This window comes from Erwinia sp. MYb416, assembly GCF_037479575.1.
Classification (GTDB): domain Bacteria; phylum Pseudomonadota; class Gammaproteobacteria; order Enterobacterales; family Enterobacteriaceae; genus Erwinia; species Erwinia rhapontici.
Genome location: NZ_JBBGYT010000423.1, coordinates 1 through 26,170, shown reverse-complemented (window position 1 = coordinate 26,170; position 26,170 = coordinate 1). Strand labels below are relative to the sequence as shown.

At 50.4% G+C, this 26,170-nt stretch carries 44 protein-coding genes and 1 rRNA gene; 39 read left to right on the top strand and 6 right to left on the bottom strand.

Features of this window, described 5'->3' with window-relative positions; genetic code table 11:
* The 32 genes from tuf to WH277_RS07920 form a co-directional block, all read left to right on the top strand.
* Window positions 1-847, top strand: an 847-nt coding sequence (gene tuf / locus WH277_RS08075) for an elongation factor Tu (protein ID WP_339505201.1), incomplete at its 5' end; no start/stop codon positions are given.
* A 312-nt stretch (window positions 848-1,159) separates the two neighbouring features.
* Complete coding sequence (rpsJ, locus tag WH277_RS08070; protein ID WP_001181005.1) at window positions 1,160-1,471, top strand: 30S ribosomal protein S10; 312 nt, start codon at window positions 1,160-1,162, stop codon at window positions 1,469-1,471.
* A gap of 32 nt (window positions 1,472-1,503) precedes the next feature.
* The gene (gene rplC, locus WH277_RS08065; protein WP_133847028.1) at window positions 1,504-2,133 is read left to right on the top strand and encodes a 50S ribosomal protein L3; all 630 of its coding nucleotides are present in this window, start codon (window positions 1,504-1,506) and stop codon (window positions 2,131-2,133) included.
* A 10-nt stretch (window positions 2,134-2,143) separates the two neighbouring features.
* Entirely contained in the window at window positions 2,144-2,749 is a 606-nt protein-coding gene (gene rplD, locus WH277_RS08060) for a 50S ribosomal protein L4 (RefSeq protein ID WP_133847027.1), read from the top strand.
* Window positions 2,746-3,048, top strand: a complete 303-nt coding sequence (rplW, locus tag WH277_RS08055) for a 50S ribosomal protein L23 (protein ID WP_062749336.1) — start codon at window positions 2,746-2,748, stop codon at window positions 3,046-3,048. Before rplD ends, rplW begins: the two co-directional genes overlap by 4 nt.
* Before the next feature lie 17 nt (window positions 3,049-3,065).
* On the top strand, window positions 3,066-3,887 hold the full coding sequence (gene rplB, locus WH277_RS08050; RefSeq protein WP_133847026.1) for a 50S ribosomal protein L2: 822 nt from the start codon (window positions 3,066-3,068) through the stop codon (window positions 3,885-3,887).
* Window positions 3,888-3,903: 16 nt separating this feature from the next.
* Window positions 3,904-4,182 (top strand): 30S ribosomal protein S19, encoded by a 279-nt coding sequence (gene rpsS / locus WH277_RS08045; protein WP_004160590.1) that lies wholly within the window; start codon window positions 3,904-3,906, stop codon window positions 4,180-4,182.
* Window positions 4,183-4,196: 14 nt separating this feature from the next.
* Window positions 4,197-4,529 (top strand): 50S ribosomal protein L22, encoded by a 333-nt coding sequence (gene rplV / locus WH277_RS08040; RefSeq protein ID WP_000447532.1) that lies wholly within the window; start codon window positions 4,197-4,199, stop codon window positions 4,527-4,529.
* Window positions 4,530-4,546: 17 nt separating this feature from the next.
* Entirely contained in the window at window positions 4,547-5,245 is a 699-nt protein-coding gene (rpsC, locus tag WH277_RS08035) for a 30S ribosomal protein S3 (protein ID WP_002919766.1), read from the top strand.
* A gap of 12 nt (window positions 5,246-5,257) precedes the next feature.
* Window positions 5,258-5,668, top strand: coding sequence for a 50S ribosomal protein L16 (gene rplP, locus WH277_RS08030; RefSeq protein ID WP_002438716.1), 411 nt, complete (start codon window positions 5,258-5,260; stop codon window positions 5,666-5,668).
* Window positions 5,668-5,859 carry a 50S ribosomal protein L29 gene (gene rpmC, locus WH277_RS08025; RefSeq protein ID WP_048917635.1) on the top strand — a complete coding sequence of 64 codons (192 nt, stop codon included), beginning with the start codon at window positions 5,668-5,670 and terminating at the stop codon, window positions 5,857-5,859. Before rplP ends, rpmC begins: the two co-directional genes overlap by 1 nt.
* A complete protein-coding gene (gene rpsQ / locus WH277_RS08020; RefSeq protein ID WP_133847025.1) occupies window positions 5,859-6,113 on the top strand; it encodes a 30S ribosomal protein S17 in 255 nt (84 codons plus the stop codon). Before rpmC ends, rpsQ begins: the two co-directional genes overlap by 1 nt.
* A gap of 166 nt (window positions 6,114-6,279) precedes the next feature.
* Window positions 6,280-6,651 (top strand): 50S ribosomal protein L14, encoded by a 372-nt coding sequence (gene rplN / locus WH277_RS08015; RefSeq protein ID WP_015960712.1) that lies wholly within the window; start codon window positions 6,280-6,282, stop codon window positions 6,649-6,651.
* A 10-nt stretch (window positions 6,652-6,661) separates the two neighbouring features.
* Window positions 6,662-6,976, top strand: coding sequence for a 50S ribosomal protein L24 (gene rplX, locus WH277_RS08010; RefSeq protein WP_048917632.1), 315 nt, complete (start codon window positions 6,662-6,664; stop codon window positions 6,974-6,976).
* 14 nt (window positions 6,977-6,990) lie between these two features.
* Window positions 6,991-7,530: a 50S ribosomal protein L5 gene (rplE, locus tag WH277_RS08005; RefSeq protein ID WP_013204126.1), complete on the top strand. Its 540-nt coding sequence runs from the start codon at window positions 6,991-6,993 to the stop codon at window positions 7,528-7,530.
* A 13-nt stretch (window positions 7,531-7,543) separates the two neighbouring features.
* Complete coding sequence (gene rpsN, locus WH277_RS08000) at window positions 7,544-7,849, top strand: 30S ribosomal protein S14 (RefSeq protein WP_133847024.1); 306 nt, start codon at window positions 7,544-7,546, stop codon at window positions 7,847-7,849.
* A 30-nt stretch (window positions 7,850-7,879) separates the two neighbouring features.
* On the top strand, window positions 7,880-8,272 hold the full coding sequence (gene rpsH, locus WH277_RS07995) for a 30S ribosomal protein S8 (RefSeq protein WP_133847023.1): 393 nt from the start codon (window positions 7,880-7,882) through the stop codon (window positions 8,270-8,272).
* 12 nt (window positions 8,273-8,284) lie between these two features.
* Window positions 8,285-8,818: a 50S ribosomal protein L6 gene (gene rplF, locus WH277_RS07990; protein ID WP_133847022.1), complete on the top strand. Its 534-nt coding sequence runs from the start codon at window positions 8,285-8,287 to the stop codon at window positions 8,816-8,818.
* A gap of 9 nt (window positions 8,819-8,827) precedes the next feature.
* Window positions 8,828-9,181, top strand: coding sequence for a 50S ribosomal protein L18 (rplR, locus tag WH277_RS07985; RefSeq protein ID WP_004160572.1), 354 nt, complete (start codon window positions 8,828-8,830; stop codon window positions 9,179-9,181).
* 14 nt (window positions 9,182-9,195) lie between these two features.
* Window positions 9,196-9,696, top strand: coding sequence for a 30S ribosomal protein S5 (gene rpsE / locus WH277_RS07980; RefSeq protein ID WP_004160571.1), 501 nt, complete (start codon window positions 9,196-9,198; stop codon window positions 9,694-9,696).
* A 5-nt stretch (window positions 9,697-9,701) separates the two neighbouring features.
* Window positions 9,702-9,881 (top strand): 50S ribosomal protein L30, encoded by a 180-nt coding sequence (gene rpmD / locus WH277_RS07975; protein WP_004160569.1) that lies wholly within the window; start codon window positions 9,702-9,704, stop codon window positions 9,879-9,881.
* A 3-nt stretch (window positions 9,882-9,884) separates the two neighbouring features.
* Complete coding sequence (gene rplO, locus WH277_RS07970; RefSeq protein WP_133847021.1) at window positions 9,885-10,319, top strand: 50S ribosomal protein L15; 435 nt, start codon at window positions 9,885-9,887, stop codon at window positions 10,317-10,319.
* A gap of 7 nt (window positions 10,320-10,326) precedes the next feature.
* On the top strand, window positions 10,327-11,658 hold the full coding sequence (gene secY / locus WH277_RS07965; protein ID WP_004160567.1) for a preprotein translocase subunit SecY: 1,332 nt from the start codon (window positions 10,327-10,329) through the stop codon (window positions 11,656-11,658).
* 32 nt (window positions 11,659-11,690) lie between these two features.
* Window positions 11,691-11,807, top strand: a complete 117-nt coding sequence (rpmJ, locus tag WH277_RS07960) for a 50S ribosomal protein L36 (protein WP_004160566.1) — start codon at window positions 11,691-11,693, stop codon at window positions 11,805-11,807.
* 146 nt (window positions 11,808-11,953) lie between these two features.
* A complete protein-coding gene (gene rpsM / locus WH277_RS07955) occupies window positions 11,954-12,310 on the top strand; it encodes a 30S ribosomal protein S13 (RefSeq protein ID WP_048917626.1) in 357 nt (118 codons plus the stop codon).
* A gap of 16 nt (window positions 12,311-12,326) precedes the next feature.
* Complete coding sequence (gene rpsK / locus WH277_RS07950; protein ID WP_004160563.1) at window positions 12,327-12,716, top strand: 30S ribosomal protein S11; 390 nt, start codon at window positions 12,327-12,329, stop codon at window positions 12,714-12,716.
* A 33-nt stretch (window positions 12,717-12,749) separates the two neighbouring features.
* Window positions 12,750-13,370: a 30S ribosomal protein S4 gene (gene rpsD, locus WH277_RS07945; RefSeq protein ID WP_133847020.1), complete on the top strand. Its 621-nt coding sequence runs from the start codon at window positions 12,750-12,752 to the stop codon at window positions 13,368-13,370.
* 25 nt (window positions 13,371-13,395) lie between these two features.
* Window positions 13,396-14,385 carry a DNA-directed RNA polymerase subunit alpha gene (locus WH277_RS07940; RefSeq protein ID WP_002919219.1) on the top strand — a complete coding sequence of 330 codons (990 nt, stop codon included), beginning with the start codon at window positions 13,396-13,398 and terminating at the stop codon, window positions 14,383-14,385.
* A 40-nt stretch (window positions 14,386-14,425) separates the two neighbouring features.
* Window positions 14,426-14,812 (top strand): 50S ribosomal protein L17, encoded by a 387-nt coding sequence (gene rplQ, locus WH277_RS07935; RefSeq protein WP_003850180.1) that lies wholly within the window; start codon window positions 14,426-14,428, stop codon window positions 14,810-14,812.
* Between the two features lie 119 nt (window positions 14,813-14,931).
* Entirely contained in the window at window positions 14,932-15,303 is a 372-nt protein-coding gene (locus WH277_RS07930; RefSeq protein ID WP_133847019.1) for a DnaJ family domain-containing protein, read from the top strand.
* A complete protein-coding gene (gene zntR / locus WH277_RS07925; protein ID WP_133847018.1) occupies window positions 15,303-15,734 on the top strand; it encodes a Zn(2+)-responsive transcriptional regulator in 432 nt (143 codons plus the stop codon). Before WH277_RS07930 ends, zntR begins: the two co-directional genes overlap by 1 nt.
* A gap of 55 nt (window positions 15,735-15,789) precedes the next feature.
* Window positions 15,790-16,005: an alternative ribosome-rescue factor A gene (locus tag WH277_RS07920; RefSeq protein WP_133847017.1), complete on the top strand. Its 216-nt coding sequence runs from the start codon at window positions 15,790-15,792 to the stop codon at window positions 16,003-16,005.
* Between the two features lie 42 nt (window positions 16,006-16,047).
* Here WH277_RS07920 and mscL read toward each other — a convergent pair whose 3' ends face one another.
* The 5 genes from mscL to def form a co-directional block, all read right to left on the bottom strand.
* Window positions 16,048-16,461 carry a large-conductance mechanosensitive channel protein MscL gene (gene mscL, locus WH277_RS07915; RefSeq protein ID WP_062749324.1) on the bottom strand — a complete coding sequence of 138 codons (414 nt, stop codon included), beginning with the start codon at window positions 16,459-16,461 and terminating at the stop codon, window positions 16,048-16,050.
* Window positions 16,462-16,582: 121 nt separating this feature from the next.
* Complete coding sequence (gene trkA, locus WH277_RS07910) at window positions 16,583-17,959, bottom strand: Trk system potassium transporter TrkA (protein WP_133847016.1); 1,377 nt, start codon at window positions 17,957-17,959, stop codon at window positions 16,583-16,585.
* Between the two features lie 59 nt (window positions 17,960-18,018).
* Window positions 18,019-19,308 carry a 16S rRNA (cytosine(967)-C(5))-methyltransferase RsmB gene (rsmB, locus tag WH277_RS07905; protein ID WP_212813640.1) on the bottom strand — a complete coding sequence of 430 codons (1,290 nt, stop codon included), beginning with the start codon at window positions 19,306-19,308 and terminating at the stop codon, window positions 18,019-18,021.
* Between the two features lie 50 nt (window positions 19,309-19,358).
* Window positions 19,359-20,306, bottom strand: coding sequence for a methionyl-tRNA formyltransferase (gene fmt, locus WH277_RS07900; RefSeq protein WP_339505196.1), 948 nt, complete (start codon window positions 20,304-20,306; stop codon window positions 19,359-19,361).
* 23 nt (window positions 20,307-20,329) lie between these two features.
* The gene (gene def / locus WH277_RS07895) at window positions 20,330-20,839 is read right to left on the bottom strand and encodes a peptide deformylase (protein WP_133847013.1); all 510 of its coding nucleotides are present in this window, start codon (window positions 20,837-20,839) and stop codon (window positions 20,330-20,332) included.
* 126 nt (window positions 20,840-20,965) lie between these two features.
* Here def and dprA point away from each other — a divergent pair, with 126 nt between their 5' ends.
* Genes dprA through WH277_RS07865 form a run of 6 tightly spaced genes read left to right on the top strand, consistent with a single transcriptional unit; the run spans window position 20,966 to window position 24,767 of the window.
* Entirely contained in the window at window positions 20,966-22,090 is a 1,125-nt protein-coding gene (gene dprA, locus WH277_RS07890) for a DNA-protecting protein DprA (RefSeq protein WP_339505193.1), read from the top strand.
* Entirely contained in the window at window positions 22,062-22,535 is a 474-nt protein-coding gene (gene smg, locus WH277_RS07885) for a DUF494 family protein Smg (protein WP_133847011.1), read from the top strand. Before dprA ends, smg begins: the two co-directional genes overlap by 29 nt.
* Window positions 22,536-22,560: 25 nt before the next feature.
* Complete coding sequence (locus WH277_RS07880; RefSeq protein ID WP_339505202.1) at window positions 22,561-23,130, top strand: DNA topoisomerase family protein; 570 nt, start codon at window positions 22,561-22,563, stop codon at window positions 23,128-23,130.
* Entirely contained in the window at window positions 23,114-23,680 is a 567-nt protein-coding gene (tsaC, locus tag WH277_RS07875) for an L-threonylcarbamoyladenylate synthase type 1 TsaC (protein WP_133847009.1), read from the top strand. The genes WH277_RS07880 and tsaC overlap by 17 nt, the downstream gene beginning before the upstream one ends.
* A gap of 11 nt (window positions 23,681-23,691) precedes the next feature.
* Window positions 23,692-24,510 (top strand): shikimate dehydrogenase, encoded by an 819-nt coding sequence (gene aroE / locus WH277_RS07870; RefSeq protein WP_133847008.1) that lies wholly within the window; start codon window positions 23,692-23,694, stop codon window positions 24,508-24,510.
* Complete coding sequence (locus tag WH277_RS07865; RefSeq protein WP_133847007.1) at window positions 24,507-24,767, top strand: DUF1488 family protein; 261 nt, start codon at window positions 24,507-24,509, stop codon at window positions 24,765-24,767. Before aroE ends, WH277_RS07865 begins: the two co-directional genes overlap by 4 nt.
* Here the strand turns inward: WH277_RS07865 and WH277_RS07860 are convergent.
* Window positions 24,734-25,288 carry a gamma carbonic anhydrase family protein gene (locus WH277_RS07860; RefSeq protein WP_133847006.1) on the bottom strand — a complete coding sequence of 185 codons (555 nt, stop codon included), beginning with the start codon at window positions 25,286-25,288 and terminating at the stop codon, window positions 24,734-24,736. The genes WH277_RS07865 and WH277_RS07860 overlap by 34 nt on opposite strands.
* Before the next feature lie 515 nt (window positions 25,289-25,803).
* Here WH277_RS07860 and WH277_RS07855 point away from each other — a divergent pair.
* A 16S ribosomal RNA gene (locus WH277_RS07855) occupies window positions 25,804-26,170 on the top strand; the annotation flags it as partial.

Genomic DNA, 26,170 nt, shown 5'->3' with positions numbered 1-26,170 from the left:
GCCTCAGACCCGTGAGCACATCCTGCTGGGTCGCCAGGTTGGCGTTCCATTCATGATCGTATTCATGAACAAATGCGACATGGTTGACGACGAAGAGCTGCTGGAGCTGGTTGAAATGGAAGTGCGTGAGCTGCTGTCTGCTTACGATTTCCCTGGCGACGACATCCCGGTTGTTCGTGGTTCTGCACTGAAAGCACTGCAGGGCGACGCTGAGTGGGAAGCTAAGATCATCGAACTGGCTGGTCACCTGGATAACTACATCCCAGAACCAGAGCGTGCGATTGATAAGCCATTCCTGCTGCCAATCGAAGACGTATTCTCCATCTCCGGCCGTGGTACTGTTGTTACCGGTCGTGTTGAGCGCGGGTTAGTTAAAGTGGGTGAAGAAGTTGAGATCGTTGGTATCAAAGATACCGTGAAATCAACTTGTACCGGCGTTGAAATGTTCCGTAAGCTGCTGGACGAAGGCCGTGCGGGTGAGAACTGTGGTATCCTGCTGCGCGGTGTTAAGCGTGAAGATATCCAGCGTGGCCAGGTTCTGGCTAAGCCAGGTTCAATCAAGCCACACACCAAGTTCGAGTCAGAAGTTTATATTCTGTCTAAAGATGAAGGCGGCCGTCATACTCCGTTCTTCAAAGGCTACCGTCCACAGTTCTACTTCCGTACAACTGACGTGACCGGTACCATCGAACTGCCAGAAGGCGTTGAGATGGTTATGCCAGGCGACAACATTCAGATGGTTGTTACCCTGATCCACCCAATCGCAATGGACGACGGTCTGCGTTTCGCAATTCGCGAAGGCGGCCGTACTGTTGGTGCGGGTGTTGTTGCTAAAGTTATCGCTTAATTGTCGAAACTTGTCTGGCAGAGCGTGCTCTGCCAGAGCACGAAAAGAGAGCGCTTCGGCGCTCTTTTTTTATGCCCGTCCTTGGTGATAAACGAACATAGTGTTTGCTTTACCTCCGGATGTACGTATAATACGCGGGCCTGCCAATATGGTAAGGCGCGATTCGATATGAATCGCAGACAAGTACGAAAGTACCTGTCAACAATACTCGCGATATGCGGGTTATGTGCTCAACGATTACACTCCTCCATCAATCGTAATGGATGCGAGTAGTAATTCTTTTCGTTTATAAATAATTGGAGCTCTGGTCTCATGCAGAACCAAAGAATCCGTATCCGTCTTAAAGCGTTTGATCATCGTCTGATCGATCAATCAACTGCGGAAATCGTAGAGACTGCCAAGCGCACTGGTGCGCAGGTACGTGGTCCTATCCCGCTGCCGACCCGCAAAGAGCGCTTTACCGTTCTGATCTCTCCGCACGTCAACAAAGATGCGCGCGATCAGTATGAGATTCGCACTCACAAGCGTCTGGTTGACATCGTTGAGCCAACCGAAAAAACGGTTGATGCTCTGATGCGTCTGGATCTGGCTGCAGGTGTTGACGTGCAGATCAGCCTGGGTTAATCAGGTCATTGAGCGATTGAGAGGTTGAAACAATGATTGGTTTAGTCGGTAAAAAAGTGGGTATGACCCGTATCTTCACAGAAGATGGCGTTTCTATCCCTGTAACCGTGATCGAAATTGAAGCAAACCGCGTTACTCAGGTCAAAGGCCTGGAAAACGACGGTTACACTGCTATCCAGGTAACTACCGGTGCTAAAAAAGCTAACCGCGTGACTAAGCCTGAAGCAGGTCATTTTGCTAAAGCTGGCGTTGAAGCTGGCCGTGGTCTGTGGGAATTCCGCACCGTTGATGGCGCAGAGTTCACTGTAGGTCAGAGCATTAATGTTGACATTTTCGCTGACGTGAAAAAAGTTGACGTGACTGGAACATCTAAAGGTAAAGGTTTTGCCGGTACTGTAAAGCGCTGGAACTTCCGTACTCAGGATGCTACGCACGGTAACTCCTTGTCACACCGCGTACCGGGTTCTATCGGTCAGAACCAGACTCCGGGCAAAGTGTTCAAAGGCAAGAAAATGGCAGGCCAGATGGGCAACGAGCGTGTAACTGTTCAGAGTCTGGACGTTGTACGTGTTGACGCTGAGCGCAACCTGCTGCTGGTTAAAGGTGCAGTACCCGGTGCTACCGGTTGCGACCTTATCGTTAAACCAGCTGTGAAGGCGTAAGGGGATAGCAATGGAATTAGTATTGAAAGACGCGCAAAGCGCGCTGACTGTTTCCGAAACTACCTTCGGTCGTGATTTCAACGAAGCGCTGGTACACCAGGTTGTTGTTGCTTATGCAGCAGGTGCTCGTCAGGGTACTCGTGCTCAGAAGACTCGTGCTGAAGTAACTGGTTCTGGCAAAAAGCCATGGCGCCAGAAAGGTACCGGCCGCGCTCGTGCAGGTTCTGTAAAGAGCCCAATCTGGCGTTCAGGTGGTGTTACCTTCGCTGCGAAGCCACAGGACCACAGTCAAAAAGTTAACAAAAAGATGTACCGCGGCGCGCTGAAAAGCATCCTGTCCGAACTGGTACGTCAAGATCGTCTGATCGTTGTCGAGCAGTTCTCTCTGGAAGCACCTAAAACTAAGCTGCTGGTAGAGAAACTGAAAGACATGGCTCTGGAAGACGTGCTGATCATCACTGGCGAACTGGAAGAGAACCTGTTCCTGGCCGCGCGTAACCTGTACAAGGTTGACGTACGTGATGCAGCGGGTATCGACCCAGTTAGCCTGATCGCCTTCGACAAAGTCGTTATGACTGCTGCCGCAGTTAAGCAAGTTGAGGAGATGCTGGCATGATCCGTGAAGAACGTCTGCTGAAAGTACTGCGCGCGCCGCACGTATCTGAAAAAGCATCTGCTGCGATGGAAAAAACTAACACCATCGTTCTCAAAGTTGCGAAAGACGCGACCAAAGCAGAAATCAAAGCCGCTGTACAGAAACTTTTCGAAGTAGAAGTTGAAGTCGTGAACACTTTGCTGGTTAAAGGCAAAACTAAGCGTTCTGGACAGCGTATTGGTCGTCGTAGCGACTGGAAAAAAGCTTACGTCACCCTGAAAGAAGGCCAGAATCTGGACTTCGCAGGCGGCGCTGAGTAAGTCGGAGGAGAAGAACAATGGCAATTGTTAAATGTAAACCGACATCTCCGGGTCGTCGCCATGTAGTTAAAGTGGTAAACGCGGAGCTGCACAAGGGCAAACCATTCGCCCCGCTGGTAGAAAAAAACAGCAAATCCGGTGGCCGTAACAACAATGGTCGCATCACTACCCGTCATATCGGTGGTGGTCACAAGCAGGCTTACCGTATTGTTGACTTCAAACGCAACAAAGATGGTATCCCAGCGACCGTTGAACGTCTTGAGTACGATCCGAACCGCTCTGCGAACATCGCACTGGTTCTGTACAAAGACGGCGAACGCCGTTATATCCTGGCCCCTAAAGGCCTGAAAGCTGGCGACCAGATTCAGTCTGGCGTTGATGCTGCGATTAAAGCAGGTAACACTCTGCCGATGCGTAACATCCCAGTGGGTTCTACCGTGCATAACGTAGAAATGAAACCAGGCAAAGGCGGTCAGATTGCTCGCTCTGCTGGTACTTACGTGCAGATCGTTGCGCGTGATGGTTCTTACGTTACCCTGCGTCTGCGTTCTGGTGAAATGCGTAAAGTCGAAATTGACTGCCGCGCAACCCTGGGCGAAGTCGGTAACGCTGAGCACATGCTTCGCGTTCTGGGTAAAGCCGGTGCAGCTCGTTGGCGTGGTATTCGCCCTACCGTTCGCGGTACTGCGATGAACCCAGTTGATCACCCGCACGGTGGTGGTGAGGGTAAAAACTTTGGTAAGCACCCGGTAACTCCGTGGGGCGTTCAGACCAAAGGTAAGAAAACCCGCAGCAACAAGCGTACCGATAAGTTCATCGTACGTCGCCGTAGCAAATAATTTTAGAGGATAAGCCATGCCACGTTCTCTCAAGAAAGGTCCTTTTATTGACCTGCACTTGCTGAAGAAGGTAGAGAAAGCTTTGGAAAGCGGAGACAAGAAGCCACTGCGCACCTGGTCCCGTCGTTCAACGATCTTCCCTAACATGATCGGTTTGACCATCGCTGTCCATAATGGTCGTCAGCACGTTCCTGTCTTTGTTTCCGACGAAATGGTCGGTCACAAACTGGGTGAATTTGCACCGACCCGTACTTATCGCGGCCACGCGGCTGATAAAAAAGCCAAGAAACGCTAAGGCAGGAGGAAGAGATGGAAACTATCGCTAAACATCGCCACGCTCGTTCTTCTGCACAGAAGGTTCGCCTGGTAGCGGATCTTGTACGCGGTAAGAAAGTGTCGCAGGCTCTGGACATTTTGACCTACACCAATAAGAAAGCGGCTGTACTGGTCAAGAAAGTTCTGGAATCTGCCATTGCTAACGCCGAACACAACGATGGCGCTGACATTGATGATCTGAAAGTCACGAAGATCTTCGTAGACGAAGGCCCAAGCATGAAGCGCATTATGCCTCGTGCAAAAGGTCGTGCAGATCGCATCCTGAAGCGCACCAGCCACATTACTGTGGTTGTGTCCGATCGCTGAGACTCTGGAGACTAGCAATGGGTCAGAAAGTACATCCTAATGGTATTCGCCTGGGTATTGTTAAACCCTGGAACTCTACCTGGTTCGCAAATACCAAAGAATTCGCTGACAACCTGGACAGCGACTTTAAAGTGCGTCAGTTCCTGACTAAAGAACTGGCTAAAGCATCCGTTTCTCGTATCGTTATCGAGCGTCCGGCTAAGAGCATCCGTGTGACCATTCACACTGCTCGCCCAGGCATCGTTATCGGTAAGAAAGGCGAAGATGTAGAAAAACTGCGCAAGGTCGTAGCGGATATCGCTGGCGTTCCTGCACAGATTAATATCGCCGAAGTCCGTAAACCGGAACTGGACGCTAAATTGGTTGCTGACAGCATCACTTCACAGCTGGAGCGTCGTGTGATGTTCCGCCGTGCGATGAAGCGTGCTGTACAGAACGCAATGCGTCTGGGCGCTAAAGGGATCAAAGTTGAAGTTAGTGGCCGTCTTGGCGGTGCAGAAATCGCGCGTACTGAATGGTACCGTGAAGGCCGCGTGCCACTGCACACTCTGCGTGCAGACATTGACTACAACACCTCTGAAGCCCACACCACTTATGGTGTAATCGGCGTTAAGGTATGGATCTTCAAAGGTGAGATCCTGGGTGGTATGGCTGCTGTTGAACAACCGGAACCGGCTGCTCAACCTAAAAAGCAGCAGCGTAAAGGCCGTAAGTAAGGAGAGTCGCTGATGTTACAACCAAAGCGTACAAAATTCCGTAAAGTGCACAAAGGCCGCAACCGTGGTCTGGCGCAGGGTACGGATGTTAGCTTCGGTACTTTCGGTCTGAAAGCTGTTGGCCGTGGTCGTCTGACTGCACGTCAGATCGAAGCAGCACGTCGTGCTATGACCCGTGCAGTTAAGCGTCAAGGTAAAATTTGGATCCGAGTATTCCCGGACAAACCAATTACCGAGAAGCCGCTGGAAGTGCGTATGGGTAAAGGTAAAGGTAACGTAGAGTATTGGGTTGCCTTGATCCAGCCTGGCAAAGTCCTGTATGAAATGGACGGCGTTCCAGAAGAGCTGGCCCGTGAAGCCTTCAAGCTGGCAGCAGCAAAACTGCCTATCAAAACCACCTTTGTAACTAAGACGGTGATGTAATGAAAGCTACAGAGCTGCGTGAAAAAAGCGTTGAAGAGCTCAACACTGAGCTTCTTAACCTGCTGCGTGAACAGTTTAATCTGCGCATGCAGGCAGCATCCGGCCAACTTCAACAGACTCACGTCTTGAAGAATGTGCGCCGTGATGTTGCACGTGTTAAGACTTTACTGACTGAGAAGGCGGGTGCGTAATGACCGATAAAATCCGTACTCTGCAAGGTCGTGTGACTAGTGACAAAATGGAGAAATCTATTGTTGTTGCTATCGAACGTGTTGTGAAGCACCCAATCTACGGGAAATTCATCAAGCGTACGACCAAACTGCACGTACACGACGAGAACAATGAATGTGGTATCGGCGACGTGGTTGAAGTCCGCGAATGCCGTCCACTGTCCAAGACTAAGTCCTGGACGCTGGTTCGCGTTGTAGAGAAAGCAATTCTGTAATAGAATCTGCCGTCTCTAAAAAATAAGATAAACGGCTCGCAAGAGCCGTTTATTTTTTCTACCCATATACAGGAAGCAGTGTTATAATGCTGCGCCCTCAATATGGGGCTTTTATACGACCTGAATCAGGTCCCGAAGTAGTAGTTGACATTAGCGGAGCACTAAAATGATCCAAGAACAGACTATGCTGACCGTCGCCGACAACTCCGGTGCACGTCGCGTAATGTGTATCAAGGTTCTGGGTGGCTCGCACCGTCGCTACGCAGGCGTAGGCGACATCATCAAAATTACCATCAAGGAAGCAATTCCTCGCGGTAAGGTTAAGAAGGGTGATGTGCTGAAAGCGGTAGTGGTGCGCACCAGGAAGGGTGTTCGTCGCCCGGACGGTTCTGTCATTCGCTTCGATGGTAATGCATGCGTTATTTTAAATAATAACAGTGAGCAGCCTATCGGAACGCGTATTTTTGGGCCGGTAACTCGTGAACTTCGTACTGAAAAGTTCATGAAAATTATCTCTCTGGCACCAGAAGTACTCTAAGGAGCGAAAAATGGCAGCTAAAATCCGTCGCGATGACGAAGTTATCGTGCTGACCGGCAAAGATAAAGGTAAGCGCGGTAAAGTAAAAAATGTTCTGTCTTCAGGCAAACTGATTGTTGAAGGTATTAACCTGGTTAAGAAACACTCAAAGCCGGTTCCGGCTCTGAACCAACCAGGTGGCATCGTTGAAAAAGAAGCTGCTATTCAGGTTTCTAACGTTGCACTCTTCAACTCGGCAACCGGCAAGGCTGACCGTGTAGGCTTTAGATTCGAAGACGGCAAAAAAGTCCGTTTCTTCAAGTCGAACAGCGAAACTATCAAGTAATTTGGAGTAGTACGATGGCGAAACTGCATGATTACTACAAAGACGAAGTAGTTAAACAACTCATGACTGAGTTTAGCTACAATTCTGTCATGCAAGTCCCTCGGGTCGAGAAGATCACCCTGAATATGGGTGTAGGTGAAGCGATCGCTGATAAGAAACTGCTGGATAATGCAGCAGCTGACTTAGCAGCAATCTCCGGTCAAAAGCCGTTTATCACCAAAGCACGCAAATCAGTTGCAGGCTTCAAAATCCGTCAGGGCTATCCGATCGGCTGTAAAGTAACTCTGCGTGGCGAACGCATGTGGGAGTTCTTTGAGCGTCTGATTTCTATTGCTGTTCCACGTATCCGTGACTTCCGTGGCTTGTCCGCTAAGTCATTCGATGGCCGTGGAAACTACAGCATGGGCGTTCGTGAGCAGATCATCTTCCCAGAGATCGACTATGACAAAGTCGACCGCGTTCGTGGTTTGGATATCACCATTACCACTACTGCGAAATCTGATGATGAAGGCCGCGCACTTTTGGCTGCTTTTAACTTCCCGTTCCGCAAGTAAGGCAGGGTTACTGATGGCTAAGCAATCGATGAAAGCACGTGAAGTCGTTCGCGTGAAACTGGCTGACAAGTACCGCGCTAAACGCGAGGAACTGAAGGCTATCATTTCAAATGTGAACTCATCCGACGAAGATCGTTGGAATGCTGTTCTCAAGCTGCAAACTCTGCCGCGTGATTCCAGCCCGTCTCGTCAGCGTAACCGCTGCCGTCAAACTGGCCGTCCACATGGTTATGTGGGCAAATTCGGTCTGAGCCGTATCAAGTTGCGTGAAGCCGCCATGCGCGGTGAAGTACCTGGCTTGAGAAAGGCTAGCTGGTAATTACCAATTGAATCACGGGAGTAAAGACAGATGAGCATGCAAGATCCGATCGCGGATATGCTGACCCGTATCCGTAACGGTCAAGCCGCGAACAAAGTTGCGGTCACCATGCCTTCCTCCAAGCTGAAATTGGCTATTGCCAACGTGCTGAAGGAAGAAGGCTATATTGAAGAATTTAAAATCGAAGGCGACACCAAGCCTGAACTGGAACTGACTCTTAAGTATTTCCAGGGCAAGGCAGTGGTTGAGAGCATTCAGCGTGTAAGCCGTCCAGGTCTGCGTATCTACAAACGCAAAGACGAACTGCCAAAAGTTATGGCTGGACTGGGTATCGCTGTTATCTCTACCTCTAAAGGTGTTATGACCGATCGTGCAGCACGCCAGGCAGGTCTTGGCGGCGAAATTATCTGCTACGTAGCTTAATCGGAGGAATAAATGTCTCGTGTTGCTAAAGCACCAGTCGCGATTCCTGCCGGCGTAGAGGTAAAACTCGACGGTCAGGTTATTTCGATTAAAGGTAAAAACGGCGAGCTGACTCGTACGCTCAACAAAGCTGTAGAAGTTAAGCATGCTGACAACACCCTGACTTTCGCTCCGCGCGAAGGTTTTGTGGATGGTTGGGCGCAGGCGGGTACCTCTCGTGCGCTGTTGAACGCTATGGTTATCGGTGTTACCGAAGGCTTCACTAAGAAGCTGCAGCTGGTTGGTGTAGGTTATCGTGCAGCCGTAAAAGGCAACTCTGTGAGCTTAGCCCTGGGCTTCTCTCACCCTGTTGACCATGAGCTGCCAGCGGGAATCACTGCTGAATGTCCAACTCAGACTGAGATCGTGCTGAAAGGCGCTGATAAACAGCTGATTGGTCAGGTTGCAGCGGATCTGCGCGCCTACCGTCGTCCTGAGCCTTATAAAGGCAAGGGTGTTCGTTACGCCGACGAAGTCGTGCGTACCAAAGAGGCTAAGAAGAAGTAAGGTAACACTATGGATAAGAAATCTGCTCGTATCCGTCGTGCGACCCGCGCACGTCGCAAGCTCAAAGAGCTGGGTGCTACTCGCCTGGTGGTACATCGTACCCCGCGTCATATTTACGCACAGGTAATCGCACCCAACGGTTCTGAAGTCCTGGTCGCTGCTTCTACAGTAGAAAAAGCTATCAGTGAGCAACTGAAGTACACTGGAAACAAAGACGCTGCTGCTGCTGTTGGTAAAGCAGTTGCTGAACGCGCAATCGAAAAAGGCATCACTGGTGTTTCTTTCGACCGTTCTGGTTTCCAATATCATGGTCGTGTCCAGGCACTGGCAGATGCTGCCCGTGAAGCTGGCCTACAGTTCTAAGGTAGAGGTGTAAGATGGCACACATCGAAAAACAAGCTGGCGAACTGCAGGAAAAGCTGATCGCGGTAAATCGCGTATCTAAAACCGTTAAAGGTGGCCGTATTTTCTCCTTCACAGCTCTGACTGTTGTTGGTGATGGTAATGGTCGCATTGGTTTTGGTTACGGAAAAGCGCGTGAAGTTCCAGCAGCGATCCAGAAAGCGATGGAAAAAGCTCGTCGCAATATGATCAATGTCGCGCTGAACAACGGCACCCTGCAGCACCCTGTTAAAGGTGTGCACACAGGTTCTCGTGTGTTCATGCAACCAGCTTCAGAAGGTACCGGTATTATTGCCGGTGGTGCAATGCGCGCCGTTCTGGAAGTTGCTGGGGTTCATAACGTTTTGGCTAAAGCCTACGGTTCCACCAACCCGATCAACGTGGTTCGTGCAACTCTGGATGGCCTGGCCAACATGAATTCCCCAGAAATGGTCGCTGCCAAGCGTGGCAAATCCGTTGAAGACATTCTGGGGTAATGACCATGGCTAAGACTATTAAAATTACTCAAACCCGTAGTTCGATCGGTCGTTTGCCTAAACATAAGGCAACACTGCTTGGCCTGGGTCTGCGTCGTATTAACCACACCGTAGAGCGTGAAGACACGCCAGCTGTACGCGGTATGGTTAACGCGATTTCCTACATGGTTAAAGTGGAGGAGTAACAGATGCGTTTAAATACTCTGTCTCCGGCCGACGGCTCCAAGCACGCTCCTAGACGTCTGGGTCGTGGTATTGGTTCTGGTCTCGGCAAAACCGGCGGTCGCGGTCACAAAGGTCAGAACTCACGTTCTGGCGGTGGCGTACGTCGTGGTTTTGAAGGCGGCCAGATGCCTCTGTACCGTCGTCTGCCGAAATTCGGTTTCACCTCTCGCAAAGCAATGGTCACTGCAGAAGTTCGTCTGTCTGACCTGGCGAAAGTTGAAGGCGGTATCGTCGACCTGAACACGCTGAAAGCAGCAAACATTATCGGTATTCAGATGGAGTTCGCGAAAGTGATCTTGTCTGGCGAAGTTTCTGCACCGGTAACGATTCGCGGTCTGCGTGTAACTAAAGGCGCTCGTGTTGCAATCGAAGCTGCTGGCGGTAAAATTGAGGAATAAGTAGCAGATGGCTAAGCAACCGGGATTAGATTTTCAAAGTGCCAAAGGTGGTTTTGGCGAACTAAAACGCAGACTTCTGTTTGTAATTGGTGCGCTAATTGTCTTCCGCATTGGTTCTTTTATTCCGATCCCTGGTATCGATGCCACTGTACTTGCCAAACTGCTTGAGCAACAGCGTGGCACCATCATTGAAATGTTCAACATGTTCTCTGGTGGTGCTCTGAGCCGTGCTTCTATCTTTGCCCTGGGTATTATGCCGTATATTTCGGCCTCTATTATTATCCAGCTGCTGACGGTGGTTCATCCAGCGTTAGCAGAAATCAAGAAAGAAGGGGAGGCTGGCCGTCGTAAGATTAGCCAGTACACCCGTTACGGTACTCTGGTATTAGGTATATTCCAGGCGGTCGGTATTGCTACCGGCCTGCCGAATATGCCAGGAATGCAAGGTCTGGTACTAAATCCAGGTTTTGCTTTCTACTTTACCGCTGTTGTCAGTCTGGTCACGGGGACAATGTTCCTGATGTGGCTGGGCGAGCAGATAACTGAGCGAGGTATCGGTAACGGTATCTCGATCATTATCTTCGCTGGTATTGTTGCGGGTCTGCCGCCGGCCATTGGCCATACCATCGAGCAAGCGCGGCAAGGCGACCTGCACTTCCTCCTGTTGCTGTTGGTTGCAGTTCTCGTATTTGCAGTGACCTTCTTCGTTGTTTTCGTTGAGCGTGGTCAACGCCGCATTGTGGTGAACTATGCGAAACGTCAGCAAGGCCGTCGTGTCTATGCTGCGCAGAGCACACATTTACCGTTGAAAGTTAATATGGCCGGTGTAATACCTGCTATCTTTGCTTCCAGCATTATCTTGTTCCCAGCAACCATCGCGTCATGGTTCGGGGGCGGAACTGGCTGGAACTGGCTGACGACTATTTCGATGTCATTACAGCCAGGTCAACCGCTTTATGTGCTACTCTATGCGACTGCAATCATCTTCTTCTGTTTCTTCTACACAGCGTTGGTTTTCAACCCGCGTGAAACAGCAGATAACCTGAAGAAGTCTGGTGCATTTGTACCAGGTATTCGTCCGGGAGAACAGACGGCGAAGTATATCGATAAAGTAATGACACGCCTGACATTAATCGGTGCGTTGTACATTACCTTTATCTGCCTGATCCCGGAGTTCATGCGTGATGCGATGAAAGTTCCATTCTACTTCGGCGGTACATCACTGCTGATCGTAGTCGTTGTCATCATGGACTTTATGGCTCAAGTGCAAACTCTGATGATGTCAAGTCAGTATGAGTCTGCATTGAAGAAAGCAAACCTGAAGGGCTACGGCCGTTAATTCAGGCGCTTGAGAAGTTACGGAGAGTAAAAATGAAAGTTCGTGCTTCCGTCAAGAAATTATGTCGTAACTGCAAAATCATTCGTCGCGACGGCGTCGTTCGTGTGATTTGTAGTGCCGAGCCTAAGCATAAACAGCGCCAAGGCTGATTTAATCGCATATTTTTCTTGCAAAGTCGGGTTGAGCTGGCTAGATTAGCCAGCCAATCTTTTGTATGTCTATGCGTTTCCATTTGAGTATCCTGAAAACGGGCTTTTCGGCATGGGACGCATAAGTAATTAAATAGGAGTGCATAGTGGCCCGTATAGCAGGCATTAACATTCCTGATCATAAACATACCGTTATCGCATTAACTGCAATCTTCGGTATCGGTAAAACCCGCTCACAGGCTATCTGTGCGTCAACGGGTATTGCTGAAAATGTTAAGATCAGTGAGCTGTCTGAAGAACAAATCGACATTCTGCGTGATGCAGTAGCTAAATTTGTTGTTGAAGGCGATCTGCGTCGTGAAGTCACCCTGAGCATCAAGCGTCTTATGGACCTTGGCTGCTATCGTGGTTTGCGTCATCGTCGTGGTCTTCCAGTGCGCGGTCAGCGTACCAAGACTAACGCACGTACCCGTAAGGGTCCGCGTAAACCGATCAAGAAATAATCGGGGTGATTGAATAATGGCAAAGGCACCAGTTCGTGCACGTAAGCGTGTAAGAAAGCAAGTCTCTGATGGCGTGGCTCATGTCCATGCATCTTTCAACAACACCATCGTAACTATTACCGATCGTCAAGGTAATGCGCTGGGTTGGGCAACAGCCGGTGGTTCCGGTTTCCGTGGTTCTCGTAAGTCTACGCCGTTCGCTGCGCAGGTTGCTGCAGAGCGTTGCGCAGAGGCCGTGAAAGATTACGGTATTAAGAACCTGGAAGTTATGGTTAAGGGTCCTGGTCCAGGCCGCGAATCAACAATTCGTGCTCTGAACGCTGCTGGTTTCCGCATCACTAATATTACTGATGTGACTCCGATCCCTCACAACGGTTGTCGTCCGCCGAAAAAACGTCGCGTATAACGCCCCGTTTTTTAGGAATGTTGGAGAAAGAAAATGGCAAGATATTTGGGTCCTAAGCTCAAGCTGAGCCGTCGTGAAGGCACAGACCTGTTCCTCAAGTCTGGCGTTCGCGCGATTGATACCAAGTGTAAGATTGAACAAGCTCCTGGTCAGCACGGTGCGCGCAAGCCACGTCTGTCTGACTATGGCGTGCAGTTACGTGAAAAGCAGAAAGTTCGTCGTACCTACGGCGTGCTGGAGCGTCAGTTCCGTAACTATTATAAAGAAGCAGCTCGTCTGAAAGGCAACACAGGTGAAAATCTGTTAGCTCTGCTGGAAGGTCGTCTGGATAACGTTGTTTACCGTATGGGCTTTGGTGCCACTCGTGCAGAAGCACGTCAGTTGGTTAGCCACAAATCTATTATGGTAAACGGTCGCGTTGTTAGCATCGCTTCTTATCAGGTAACTCCGAATGACGTTGTTAGCATCCGTGAGAAAGCCAAAAAGCAGTCTCGCGTGAAAGCCGCTCTGGAGCTGGCTGAACAGCGTGAAAAGCCAACCTGGCTGGAAGTTGATGCAACTAAGATGGAAGGTGTGTTCAAGCGTATTCCTGAACGTACTGATCTGTCTGCGGACATTAACGAACACCTGATCGTCGAGCTTTACTCCAAGTAAGGCTTAGTACCAAAGAGAGGACACAATGCAGGGTTCTGTGACAGAGTTTCTAAAACCGCGCCTGGTAGATATCGAGCAAGTGAGTTCGACGCACGCCAAGGTGACCCTTGAGCCTTTAGAGCGTGGCTTTGGCCATACTCTTGGTAACGCACTGCGCCGTATTCTGCTTTCATCAATGCCGGGTTGCGCGGTGACCGAGGTTGAAATTGATGGTGTACTGCACGAGTACAGCACCAAAGAGGGCGTACAGGAAGATATCCTGGAAATCCTGCTCAACCTAAAAGGTTTGGCGGTAAGAGTTCAGGGCAAAGATGAAGTTATTCTTACTCTGAATAAATCTGGCATTGGCCCTGTGACTGCAGCCGATATCACCCATGATGGGGATGTCGAAATCGTCAAGCCGCAGCACGTGATCTGTCACCTGACCGATGAAAACGCCGCTATCAGCATGCGTATCAAAGTTCAGCGTGGTCGTGGTTATGTGCCGGCTTCTGCCCGAATTCATTCGGAAGAAGATGAGCGCCCAATTGGTCGTCTGTTGGTCGATGCCTGCTACAGCCCTGTAGAGCGAATTGCCTACAATGTTGAAGCAGCGCGTGTAGAACAGCGTACCGATTTGGACAAGCTGGTCATCGAAATGGAAACTAACGGTACTATCGATCCTGAAGAGGCGATCCGCCGTGCAGCGACCATTCTGGCTGAACAACTGGAAGCTTTCGTCGACTTACGTGATGTACGTCAGCCGGAAGTGAAAGAAGAGAAACCAGAATTCGATCCGATCTTGCTGCGCCCTGTTGACGATCTGGAATTGACTGTCCGCTCTGCTAACTGCCTTAAGGCAGAAGCTATCCACTACATCGGTGATCTGGTACAGCGTACCGAGGTTGAGCTGCTTAAAACGCCTAACCTTGGTAAAAAATCTCTTACTGAGATTAAAGATGTGCTGGCTTCTCGTGGTTTGTCTCTGGGCATGCGCCTGGAAAACTGGCCACCCGCTAGCATCGCTGATGAATAACCCGATCACAGGTTAAGGTTTCACTGAGAAGGATAAGGTCATGCGCCATCGTAAGAGTGGTCGTCAACTGAACCGCAACAGCAGCCATCGTCAGGCTATGTTCCGCAACATGGCTGGCTCTTTGGTTCGTCACGAGATTATCAAGACGACCCTGCCAAAAGCGAAAGAGCTGCGTCGCGTAGTTGAGCCGCTGATTACTCTTGCCAAGACCGACAGCGTAGCTAATCGTCGTCTGGCATTCGCCCGTACTCGTGATAACGAGATCGTGGCAAAACTGTTTAATGAGCTCGGTCCGCGTTTCGCGAGCCGTGCAGGTGGTTACACTCGCATTCTGAAGTGTGGCTTCCGCGCTGGTGACAACGCTCCGATGGCTTACATCGAGCTGGTTGATCGTCCAGAAGCTCAAGCAGAAGCTGCAGCAGAGTAATCTGCCGCAGTATTGAAAAAGCCCCGCTTGCGGGGTTTTTTTATATCCAAAATTCCTGCCCCCTTTATCTCTCTCTCAAATGCGTTATGCTGACCTCAATCTGGTAAACGGAGGCCATCATGTCTTTACTTGATCAACTCGCAGAAAAGCATATCCTCGCGGCCCTTCGTCAGGGTGAGCTCGATAATCTCCCCGGAGCAGGTCATCCCCTACAGCTGGATGATGATAGCCATGTGCCTTCTGAGCTGCGTGCGGGCTATCGTATTCTGAAGAATTCTGGCTTCTTGCCACCAGAGCTGGAGATGAAACGCGAAGCTCTAGAGCTGGATGAATTAATGCGAACGGTCGATCCAAATGAAGAGCGCTACTATCAACAGGCAAAACGTCTGAGCTTACTTGAGGTGAAGTTGAAACAGGCGGGAATCAGTACTGATTTTTTGCAGGGCGGCTATGGCCGCAGAATACAGCAGCACTTTCGGGAGGAAGAGTAATGTACCGTATTGGACAGCTGGCGAAACTGGCTGATGTGACGCCGGATACTATCCGGTTTTATGAAAAACAGCAGATGATGGATCATAAGGTGCGTACCGAAGGCGGGTTCAGACTTTACAGTGACAGCGATCTGCAGCGCCTTAAGTTTATTCGCTATGGTCGACAGTTGGGTTTCACTCTTGAGGCGATTCGTGAATTGCTGTCAATTCGCGTCGACCCTGAGCATCATACCTGCCAGGAATCAAAGACCATCGTACAGAAGCGGCTGAATGAAGTTGAAGCGATGCTTACGGAATTACATCATATGCAACGCTCGCTTACTCGCCTTAATGATGCCTGCTGTGGCACGTCTCACAGCAGTGTATATTGTTCGATTCTTGAAGCCTTAGAAAAAGGCGCGACTACTACGGTGGCGAAAAGCACCGATTGAATTTCCGTTGCCAGAGGTCTATATTCTCCAACGTCATCCATCAACAGGAAAAACTATGACTGTCTATCAGCATAAAAAGGGCACTATCCGCGATAATGCTCTGGAAGCATTGTTACATGACCCATTATTCAAAACGCGTATCGAAGTCAATCAGAAAGGAAAAGGCAGCTTCCGACGTAAAGATAAACACGCGAAGAAAGGTAACTGGGAGGCCAGTGGTCAGTGCGCAAATCGCGTATTTACCACTGGCCTCCTGGTTTTTCAGGCATAAAAAAACCGCCAGTTATGGCGGTTTTCAGAAGTCCAGGCTCGCTTACAGCGGCTTGTTATTCTGCTCTTTCAACAGGTCACGGATCTCACTCAGAAGAGTTTCTTCTGCAGAAGGTTTTGCCACCGGTTTTTCCACTTCTTTCTTTTTGTACATTTTGTTCATCACTTTGATGGCCATGAAGATGGCAAAGGCAACGATGACAAAATCAAAAATGGTTTGCAGGAAAATACCGTATTGCATTACGACTGCTGCGGTTTCCCCTTCTGCAGGCTTCAATACCCAGGCAAACTGTTTAAAATCAACTCCCCCAATCAATAATCCCAGCGGTGGCATAATGATGTTTGCCACCAGTGAGGACACGATTTTGCCAAACGCCGCACCAATGATGACACCGACAGCCAGGTCCACCACGTTGCCACGCATCGCGAAATCGCGAAACTCTTTGAATAAACTCATTGTTATCTCCCGTATTTGCCAATTTTTTAAGTCTAACAAACGATCGGGCTTTTTCCACGGAGATTGCAGATAAAAAGCTAAACACCCGGTCAGAACCGGGTGAGAAGTGAGATTAGATCGATTAGAGGAAGAACGGGCTGGGCTGGAATAAACGTTCGACGTCAGAAACAAACTTCTTGTCGGTGAGAAACATAATGACATGGTCGCCCTGCTCAATACGCAGATTGTCATTAGCGATGATCACATCACTACCGCGCACAACGGCGCCAATGATTGTGCCGGGCGGTAGCTTGATGTCATCAATCTGACGTCCTACAACTTTCGATGTAGATTCTTCGCCATGAGCTATAGCTTCAATGGCTTCGGCAACACCACGGCGCAGAGAAGAAACACCCACGATATCCGCTTTACGTACATGTCCTAGCAGCGCTGATATTGTTGCCTGCTGAGGTGAAATCGCGATGTCGATCACGCTGCCCTGGACCAGGTCAACATAGGCGCGACGCTGGATAAGTACCATCGCTTTCTTGGCACCCATACGTTTTGCCAGCATGGCTGACATAATATTAGCTTCATCATCGTTAGTGATGGCGATAAACAGATCAATCTGATCAACATGTTCTTCAGCCAGCAGTTCCTGATCCGATGCATCGCCATAAAAGACGATGGTGTTTTGCAGGTTCTGGGCCAGCTCAGCAGCTCGCTGCTGATCACGTTCGATCAGTTTTACGCTGTAATGTTTCTCAAGACGCTGTGCCAGACCAAAACCAATATTCCCACCACCGACGATCATAATGCGCTTGTAGGGTTTTTCCAGCCTTTGATATTCACTCATTACCGCGCGGATATGCTGGCTGGCAGCGATGAAGAACACTTCATCTCCCGCTTCAATGATGGTGGAACCCTGGGGGCGGATCGGGCGATCCTGACGGAAGATCGCTGCTACGCGGGTATCAATGTGCGGCATATGCTCGCGCATCACTGATAAGGCATTACCGACCAGCGGCCCACCATAATAGGCTTTCACCACGGCCAGACTCACCTTGCCTTCGGCAAAATTAACTACCTGCAGAGCACCCGGGTACTCAATGAGTCGGTAGATATTGTCGATCACCAATTGCTCGGGTGAGATCAGATGGTCGATAGGAACGGCTTCAGGAATGAATAGCTTATCAGCATCACGGATATAGTCCGGGGCGCGGATACGGGCGATGCGGTTTGGCGTGTTAAAAAGAGAGTAGGCAACCTGACAGGCGACCATATTGGTTTCATCTGAATTGGTTACCGCAACCAGCATATCAGCATCTTCAGCGCCGGCCTCGCGTAATACACGGGGATGTGAACCATGCCCCTGTACCACGCGTAAGTCGAACTTGTCCTGCAGCTGACGCAAACGCAGGGCATCGGTATCGACCACGGTAATATCGTTGTTTTCACCGACCAGGTTCTCAGCGAGTGTTCCGCCGACCTGTCCTGCACCAAGAATGATGATTTTCATTATGCTTCAGTCTGTTGGTTATCGTTCAGATTGTGGCGCAGTGTAACGCGCCACGCTGGTCATTGTTTTATCAATTTTGCGTAATAGAAGCCATCACCGCCATCGGTCTGCGGAAATACCTGAATACCCGGTTGTGAGAGGTCACCTGTATCACTTAAACGCGCATCAGTATGACGCTGCAGGAACTGGCTTACTTGCTGATGATTTTCTTCCGGTAATATTGAACAGGTCGCGTATAACAACGTCCCGCCTGACTTCAGATGTGGCCAGACTGCATCCAGAATCTGCTGCTGTAATAAGGCAAGTTCTGGGATATCACGATCGCGGCGCAGCCACTTGATATCAGGATGGCGCCGTATGACACCGGTTGCTGAACATGGCGCATCCAGCAGAATACGATCGAATTGCGTATTCCCACACCAGGCTTCTGGGGTACGGCCGTCACCCAGCTTAACTTCCGCTGTCATGTTCAGGCGTTGCAAATTCTCACTAATTCTTGCCAGGCGCTGGGCATCAACATCTACGGCCATGACGTCAGCCTGAGGGGCCGCTTCCAGAATATGTGTCGTCTTACCGCCTGGTGCAGCACAGAGGTCGAGGATCTTCTCGCCATTCTGTGGATCAAGCAGTGCCACACAGCCCTGGGCTGAGGCATCCTGAACAGTGACCCACCCCTGATCGAACCCCGGAAGCTGGCCCACTGCGCACGGGGTTTCCAGTCTTAATGCATCACTGTGTTGCGGATGAACAAATGCCGTTTTACCGCTTTCCTCAAGCAGTGCCAGCCACGCATCGCGGCTGTGATGGTTTCGGTTAACACGCAGCCACATCGGTGGCCGCTGGTTATTAGCCTCGACAATCTGTTGCCACTGATCTGGCCAGGCACGTTTCAGGCGTTCCAGTAACCACTTTGGATGCAGGTACTGCTGATCGCCATCATTCATCTGCAGCATCAACTCTTCCTGTTGACGCTGGAACTGCCGCAGTACTCCGTTGATCAGGCCTTTTAGCTGCTGACGTTTCAGCGCAATGGCACCCTCTACCGTTTCCGCTAGTGCAGCATGAGCCGGGATTCGTGTATGCATCAACTGATACAGGCCGACCATAATCAGGAAGTGAATAGTGCGTTGCTTGCCTGTCATCGGACGTGACATCAGTTTGCTGATAATCCACTCCAGTTGCGGAAGCGTACGCAGTACGCCGTAGCAAAGCTCCTGTAGCAGGGCTGCATCTTTCTCACCGACAGATTTCTGTGCAGCGGGCAGCACGTTACTGAGCGATTGCCCTTGCTCAACGACTTTCTCGATAGTCTGAGCAGCAACACTGCGTAAGTTAGTATTTTTTTTCATAGTGGATTCGCAATTCTTACGATTGCCCGGCATGAGTGCCGGGCAACGCATCAGGCAATAATATTGCCCGGAGTAAACCATTCACGGCGGGAGTTGAGCAGGTCCTGGGCTTTCATCGGCTTTTTGCCGGCAGGCTGCAGTTCTTCGATATTCAGCACGCCATCGGTAGTCACTACCTGAATGCCATGCTTATCAGCTTGCAGGACTTCGCCTGGCTGATGTCCGCTAACGGCGGCCAGCACCGATGCCTTCCATACTTTCACCGGTTGCTCATCAATGACGAAGTAGCTGACTGGCCATGGATTAAACGCACGGATACAGCGTTCAAGCTGTGACGCAGAAAGTGACCAGTCAAGACGGGCCTCTTCCTTGCTTAGTTTTTCGGCATAACTGACCAGCGATTCATCCTGCACTTCAGGTTGTGCGCTGCCTTCTGCCAGTTGTGTCAGAGTGCTCAGCATTCCGGCAGGCCCGAGGTTCGCCAGCTTGTCGTACAGCGTGGCACTGGTATCACTGGCTTCGATCGGGCAGGCCAACTTGAAGAGCATATCGCCGGTATCAAGCCCAACATCCATCTGCATGATGGTCACACCTGTCTCTGCATCACCTGCCCACAGCGAGCGCTGAATGGGTGCGGCACCACGCCAGCGCGGTAACAGGGAACCATGAACGTTAATGCAACCAAGACGTGGCATATCCAGCACGGCTTTCGGTAGAATCAACCCGTAGGCAACGACCACCATGACATCAGCATTAAGCGCATCGACCAGTTGTTGGTTCTCTTCGGGACGTAGTGATTTAGGCTGGAAAACCGGAATGTTGTGTTGTTCGGCCTGCTGTTTTACGGGGCTGGCGGTGAGTTTGTTGCCACGGCCCGCGGGTCGATCTGGCTGAGTAAATACACCGACAACCTGATGCCCGGATGACAACAGCGCGTCAAGATGACGCGCTGCAAAGTCAGGGGTGCCGGCAAAAATGATTTTTAATGATTCGGACACATTATTCCCTTCAGTCAGCGAACTCAGTCGCGGGCGCTTTGACGATACAGTTTTTCCAGCTTCTGACGGATACGCTGACGTTTCATTGGCGACAGGTAATCTATAAACAGCTTACCAACCAAATGATCCATCTCGTGTTGAATACAGATTGCCAGCAGGCCATCCGCTTCCAATTCAAAGCTGTTGCCGTCACGGTCCAGTGCCCGAATTTTGACTCTTTCAGAGCGAGGCACGAGTGCGCGTTGTTCAGGAATAGACAAACAACCTTCTTCAATACCGGTTTCGCCACTTTCTTCCAGCAATTCCGGATTGATGAGTACCAGCCGCTCGTCCCGATTCTCAGAAACATCAATCACGATAATACGCTGATGAATATCCACCTGTGTTGCTGCCAGGCCAATACCTTCCTCTGCGTACATTGTTTCAAACATATCATCGACGATACGCTGAATATTAGCATTCACTTCTTTTACCGGTTCCGCAACGATGCGCAGGCGATCGTCAGGAAAATGTAATACCTGCAAAACTGACATAACTTTCCAGATCTGTGTTCAAGGGATTAGATATTTATCTCTCTTATTGTAGACATTTCGCGCTGCGATTGACAGCATTCGTGGCGGTAACCTTCAGGGGGAAGGGGCAATATCAGGGAGAGATTCATGTTACCAGTGGAGTGCGCCTTGCGGCTTTCAACTCTGTCCGGGCTATCAAGTTTACAGCGCCTGACTTTAATGACTGAATTACAGACGATCGCGTTGCCTGACGCCTGCGATCTGGCATCGCTAGGTCTGTCGGTTTTACAGCAGCAGGCGTTCCTTGATTATGATAAACAGATTATTGCTCAGAGTATTGAATGGCTGGAGGCACCACAGCACCATTTTATTACACCTCTTAGCCCTTATTACCCAGAGCAGTTGAAGGCGATCACACGTTTTCCGTTGATGCTATTTGTTGCGGGTGATCCGGCCATACTTTCCTCTCCTCAGCTGGCGGTGGTTGGCAGTCGGCATTGCTCCCATTATGGTAGTGAATGGGGCAACTGGTTCAGCCAGGCGCTGGCTCTCAGTGGCTTGACGATTACCAGTGGGTTGGCGTTAGGCATTGATGGTGTCGCTCATCGTGCTGCGCTGGAGGTGCAAGGTAAGACGATAGCCGTGCTGGGTAGTGGACTTGATGTTCTTTACCCACGGCGCCATCAGGCACTGGCAGAGCAGATCATTGCCGGTGGCGGTGCGCTGGTCTCTGAGTTTCCTCTGTCGGTGCAGCCATTACGCGCGCATTTCCCCCGGCGCAACCGGATCATTAGCGGCCTGAGCCTCGGTGTTCTGGTCGTGGAGGCGACGTTACGCAGTGGCTCACTGGTTACAGCTAAACTGGCATTGGAGCAGAACCGAGACGTGTATGCGCTACCGGGGTCCCTGGCCAGCCCCGGCAGCGAGGGAACACACTGGCTGATTCAGCAGGGGGCATTACTTGTGGCTCATCCCAATAATATTATCGAACAAATACAGAGCGACCTCTCCTGGCTATCAGATTTGCCCCAACGGGAAAACAATTCAGCGCAGAGTAGTAATCCTCCATTGCCATTTCCCGATGTGTTGGCTAACGTAGGAGATGAGGTTACACCTGTTGACGTCGTCGCTGAACGTGCCGGCCAACCTGTGCCAACCATCGTAGCGAAGTTGCTTGAGTTGGAGTTAGCAGGGTGGATCGCAGCTGTACCCGGCGGCTATGTCCGATTGAGGAGGGCAAGCCATGTTCGACGTACTAATGTACTTATTTGAAACGTATATCCACAACGAAGCAGAAATGCGTGTTGATCAGGATAAATTGACTGATGATTTAACCGATGCAGGTTTTCATCGTGAAGATATTTATAATGCGTTGAACTGGTTGGAGAAGCTGGCGGATTATCAGGAAGGTCTGGTCGCCCCGATTCAGCTGACTACCGATCCGCTGTCTATGCGTATCTACACCGAGGAAGAGAGTCAGCGTTTAGATGCCAACTGTCGTGGCTTTATTTTGTTCCTGGAGCAAATTCAGGTGCTGAATCTGGACACGCGCGAAATGGTTATCGAACGTATTATGGCACTTGATACTCTCGAGTTTGATCTGGACGATCTCAAATGGGTGGTGCTGATGGTGTTGTTTAATATCCCAGGATGTGAAAACGCCTATCAGCAAATGGAAGAGCTACTTTTCGACGTCAATGAAGGAATGCTGCACTGAAGATTGCCTTCGTGTACACAATGTTATGAATAAAACAGCGCTTTTCGCTGTGCGAAAAAATGAACCCTGCCCCCAGTGTGGGGCAGAACTGGTTATTCGCTCCGGGAAACATGGCGCTTTCCTTGGTTGCTCACTCTATCCTGAATGCGACTTTATTCGTCCGCTAAAAGGCCAGGCTGACGGGCACATCATTAAAGTGCTTGAAGGTCAGCTATGCCCAAAATGCGGTGCTGACCTCGTACTGCGCCAGGGGCGCTATGGCATGTTTATCGCCTGTAGCGATTATCCCGAATGCGAACATACCGAAACCATCGATAAGCCAGATGAAACCACACTTGCCTGTCCGCAGTGCCAGGGGGGAAAGCTGGTTCAACGTCGCTCGCGCTTCGGTAAAACCTTCCATGCTTGTGACCGTTATCCGGATTGTCAGTTCGCGGTTAATTTCACACCGTTGGAAGGGGTCTGCGAGTTCTGCCAGTTTCCGCTGCTTATTGAAAACAACACGGCCAGAGGTGTCAGGCGTTTTTGCGCCAGTAAAGCCTGTGGCAAACCTGTAACATTAGATAATGGTAGTGAAGATGAAATCCGTGGATGAGTCACTAACGCACTGCGTTAACGTGCTGCGTCAGTCTGCAGTGATTGCTTATCCGACCGAGGCCGTATTCGGTTTGGGTTGTGATCCTGATAGCGAAGCAGCAGTGATGAAACTGCTGAAGTTAAAACATCGTCCGATAGAGAAGGGGCTCATTCTTATTGCGGCTGACTATCAGCAACTGATTCCTTATATTGCCGATGAGCAGCTCTCTGCGGAGCAAAAAGAGCGGATGTTTTCCCTCTGGCCAGGACCGGTCACTTGGGTGTTACCCGCGCGTGCATCGACCCCGGGCTGGTTGACGGGGCAATTTTCCTCGCTGGCCGTTCGCGTAAGCGATCATCCCGGTGTTGTGGCATTGTGCAAAACCTTTGGTAAACCCCTGGTTTCTACCAGTGCCAATCTGACGAGTTTACCGCCTTGTCGCGATGTCGCTGAAGTACTGGCACAGTTTGGCGAGACGTTCCCGGTATTCCTCGGCGAAACCGGTGGTCGTCAGAATCCATCAGAAATCCGCGATGTATTAACCGGCGAACTCATTCGCCAGGGATAAAGAGAACACTTATGCCGTCTTTCGTCGTCTTCGGTAACCCGATTAGCCACAGCAAATCGCCGCGTATTCACCAGCTATTTGCTGAACAAACCGGTATTCCGCATCCTTACGGCCGGCTATGTGCACCGCTTGATGGATTTGAGCAGTCCGCTCGCGAGTTTTTTGCTCAGGATGGCAGGGGGGCAAATATTACTCTGCCGTTCAAACAGCAGGCTTTTGCCCTCTCCAGTGAACTGACGGAACGCGCAGCGCTGGCAGGCGCGGTCAATACGCTAAAGAAGTTGGATGATGGTCGTCTATTGGGGGACAACACCGATGGGATCGGCCTGTTAAGCGATCTTCTGCGTTTGCAGTTGATTCATCCCGACGATCGAATCCTGTTGATCGGTGCCGGTGGGGCCGCACGGGGCGTGATCCTGCCGCTCCTCGCGTTTAATTGCAGTGTAACAGTGACGAATCGCACTCACGCGCGGGCTGAAGAGTTGGTGGCACTTTTCCAGCACCACGGTGGTATCCGTTCGCTTGCGCAGAATGAATTGCGCGATGCGCAGTTCGATCTGGTCATCAATGCAACGTCAAGCGGTGTCGAAGGGGGGATTCCTGATCTGCCTGTTGGACTGCTGAATGAGCGTAGCCGTTGCTATGACATGTTCTATCAGGTGGGTGATACACCTTTCCTGCAATGGTGTCGCCAGCAAGGATCGACTCAGATTGCTGATGGCCTGGGAATGCTGGTGGGGCAGGCGGCGCACTCCTTTATGCTGTGGCATGGGGTGATGCCAGAAATCACGCCAATTATTGATGTGTTGAAACAAGAGATGAGTGCGTGAATCAGGCGATTCAGTTTCCTGAGCGTGAATGGTGGGATGAAACGATACAGGCCGTTTGCTTCAGTGCGCTGGTCAATGGTTTTCAACTGGTTTGTGCGATTGACGGCGAAGTGTTGCTTCGCCGTTTTCCTACAACAAGTGATCCTCTGGCCTGTTTCTGCCTGAATCGCTGGGAGCTGGAAGAGGATGCCGAGCTGGCGATCAAACAACAGAAAGAAGATACTCAGGGCTGGGTATGGCTCTCTTCTGATAAATAGTCATTTTTCCAGCCAACATAGTTATTAGCTGAATAAAGCAATCCGCCAATCTCTTCTTCTGTCAGTGGGCGTATTTTTTTTGCTGGGCTTCCTAAATAGAGGTAACCACTTTCGAGGCGTTTACCCGGGGAGACCAGGCTACCTGCTCCTATCATCACATCGTCTTCTACTATTACACCATCTAGCAGAATCGATCCCATCCCAACCAGAACACGATCACCAATCGTGCAACCGTGTAGCATCGCTTTATGCCCGATGGTGACATCTTCTCCAACAACCAGTGGATGACCTTCAGGGTTAGCGGCTGATTTATGAGTTAAATGCAGAACGCTCCCATCCTGGATGTTGCTGCGTTTTCCAATGGTGACCTTGTTAACATCTCCCCGGATGACTACCAGAGGCCAGATACCGACATCATCAGCCAGCACGACGTCACCAATCACAACGCTGGTGGGATCAATCATCACGCGTCCGCCTAACTGAGGGCGTACTCCTTTATATGCACGTATATTGTCGCTCATCACTCTCTCCTTTACCGATACGATCCCAGTAGCCTAGTTCCGGAAGTGATCTTTGATCAATGATTGGCTGAAAAGACGCGGTAATTTTGTGCGGATCGCCTGAGATCTCAGCGAAAAGAGTGAAAACTCAGCAACCAAAAAGAAAGATCTAAAAAAGGCTTGTGCAATAAATTCGGATCCCTATAATGCGCAACCACTGAGACGGCACAACGGCTTACGGCCAGCGGCTCAGGAGGTTCAGGAAGCATCTGAACCGCCGGAAAAAACTTCTCAAAAAGAAGTTGACTCCGAAGGAGGAAAGCGTAATATACGCCACCTCGCAACAGGAAGCTTCGGCACTGATTGCACCGCTCTTTAACAATTTATCAGACAATCTGTGTGGGCACTCGCAGGATTGATATCAGTCACCTCCGGGTGACAAAAAATATCAAGTCTTAAGAGTGAACACATAATGAAATTCATTATGACGTTTTACACTTGAGCATCGCTGCACTTGTTGCAGCAAATCGAACTTTTAATTGAAGAGTTTGATCATGGCTCAGATTGAACGCTGGCGGCAGGCCTAACACATGCAAGTCGAACGGTAGCACAGAGGAGCTTGCTCCTTGGGTGACGAGTGGCGGACGGGTGAGTAATGCCTGGGAAACTGCCCGATGGAGGGGGATAACTACTGGAAACGGTAGCTAATACCGCATAACGTCTTCGGACCAAAGTGGGGGACCTTCGGGCCTCACACCATCGGATGTGCCCAGGTGGGATTAGCTAGTAGGTGGGGTAATGGCTCACCTAGGCGACGATCCCTAGCTGGTCTGAGAGGATGACCAGCCACACTGGAACTGAGACACGGTCCAGACTCCTACGGGAGGCAGCAGTGGGGAATAT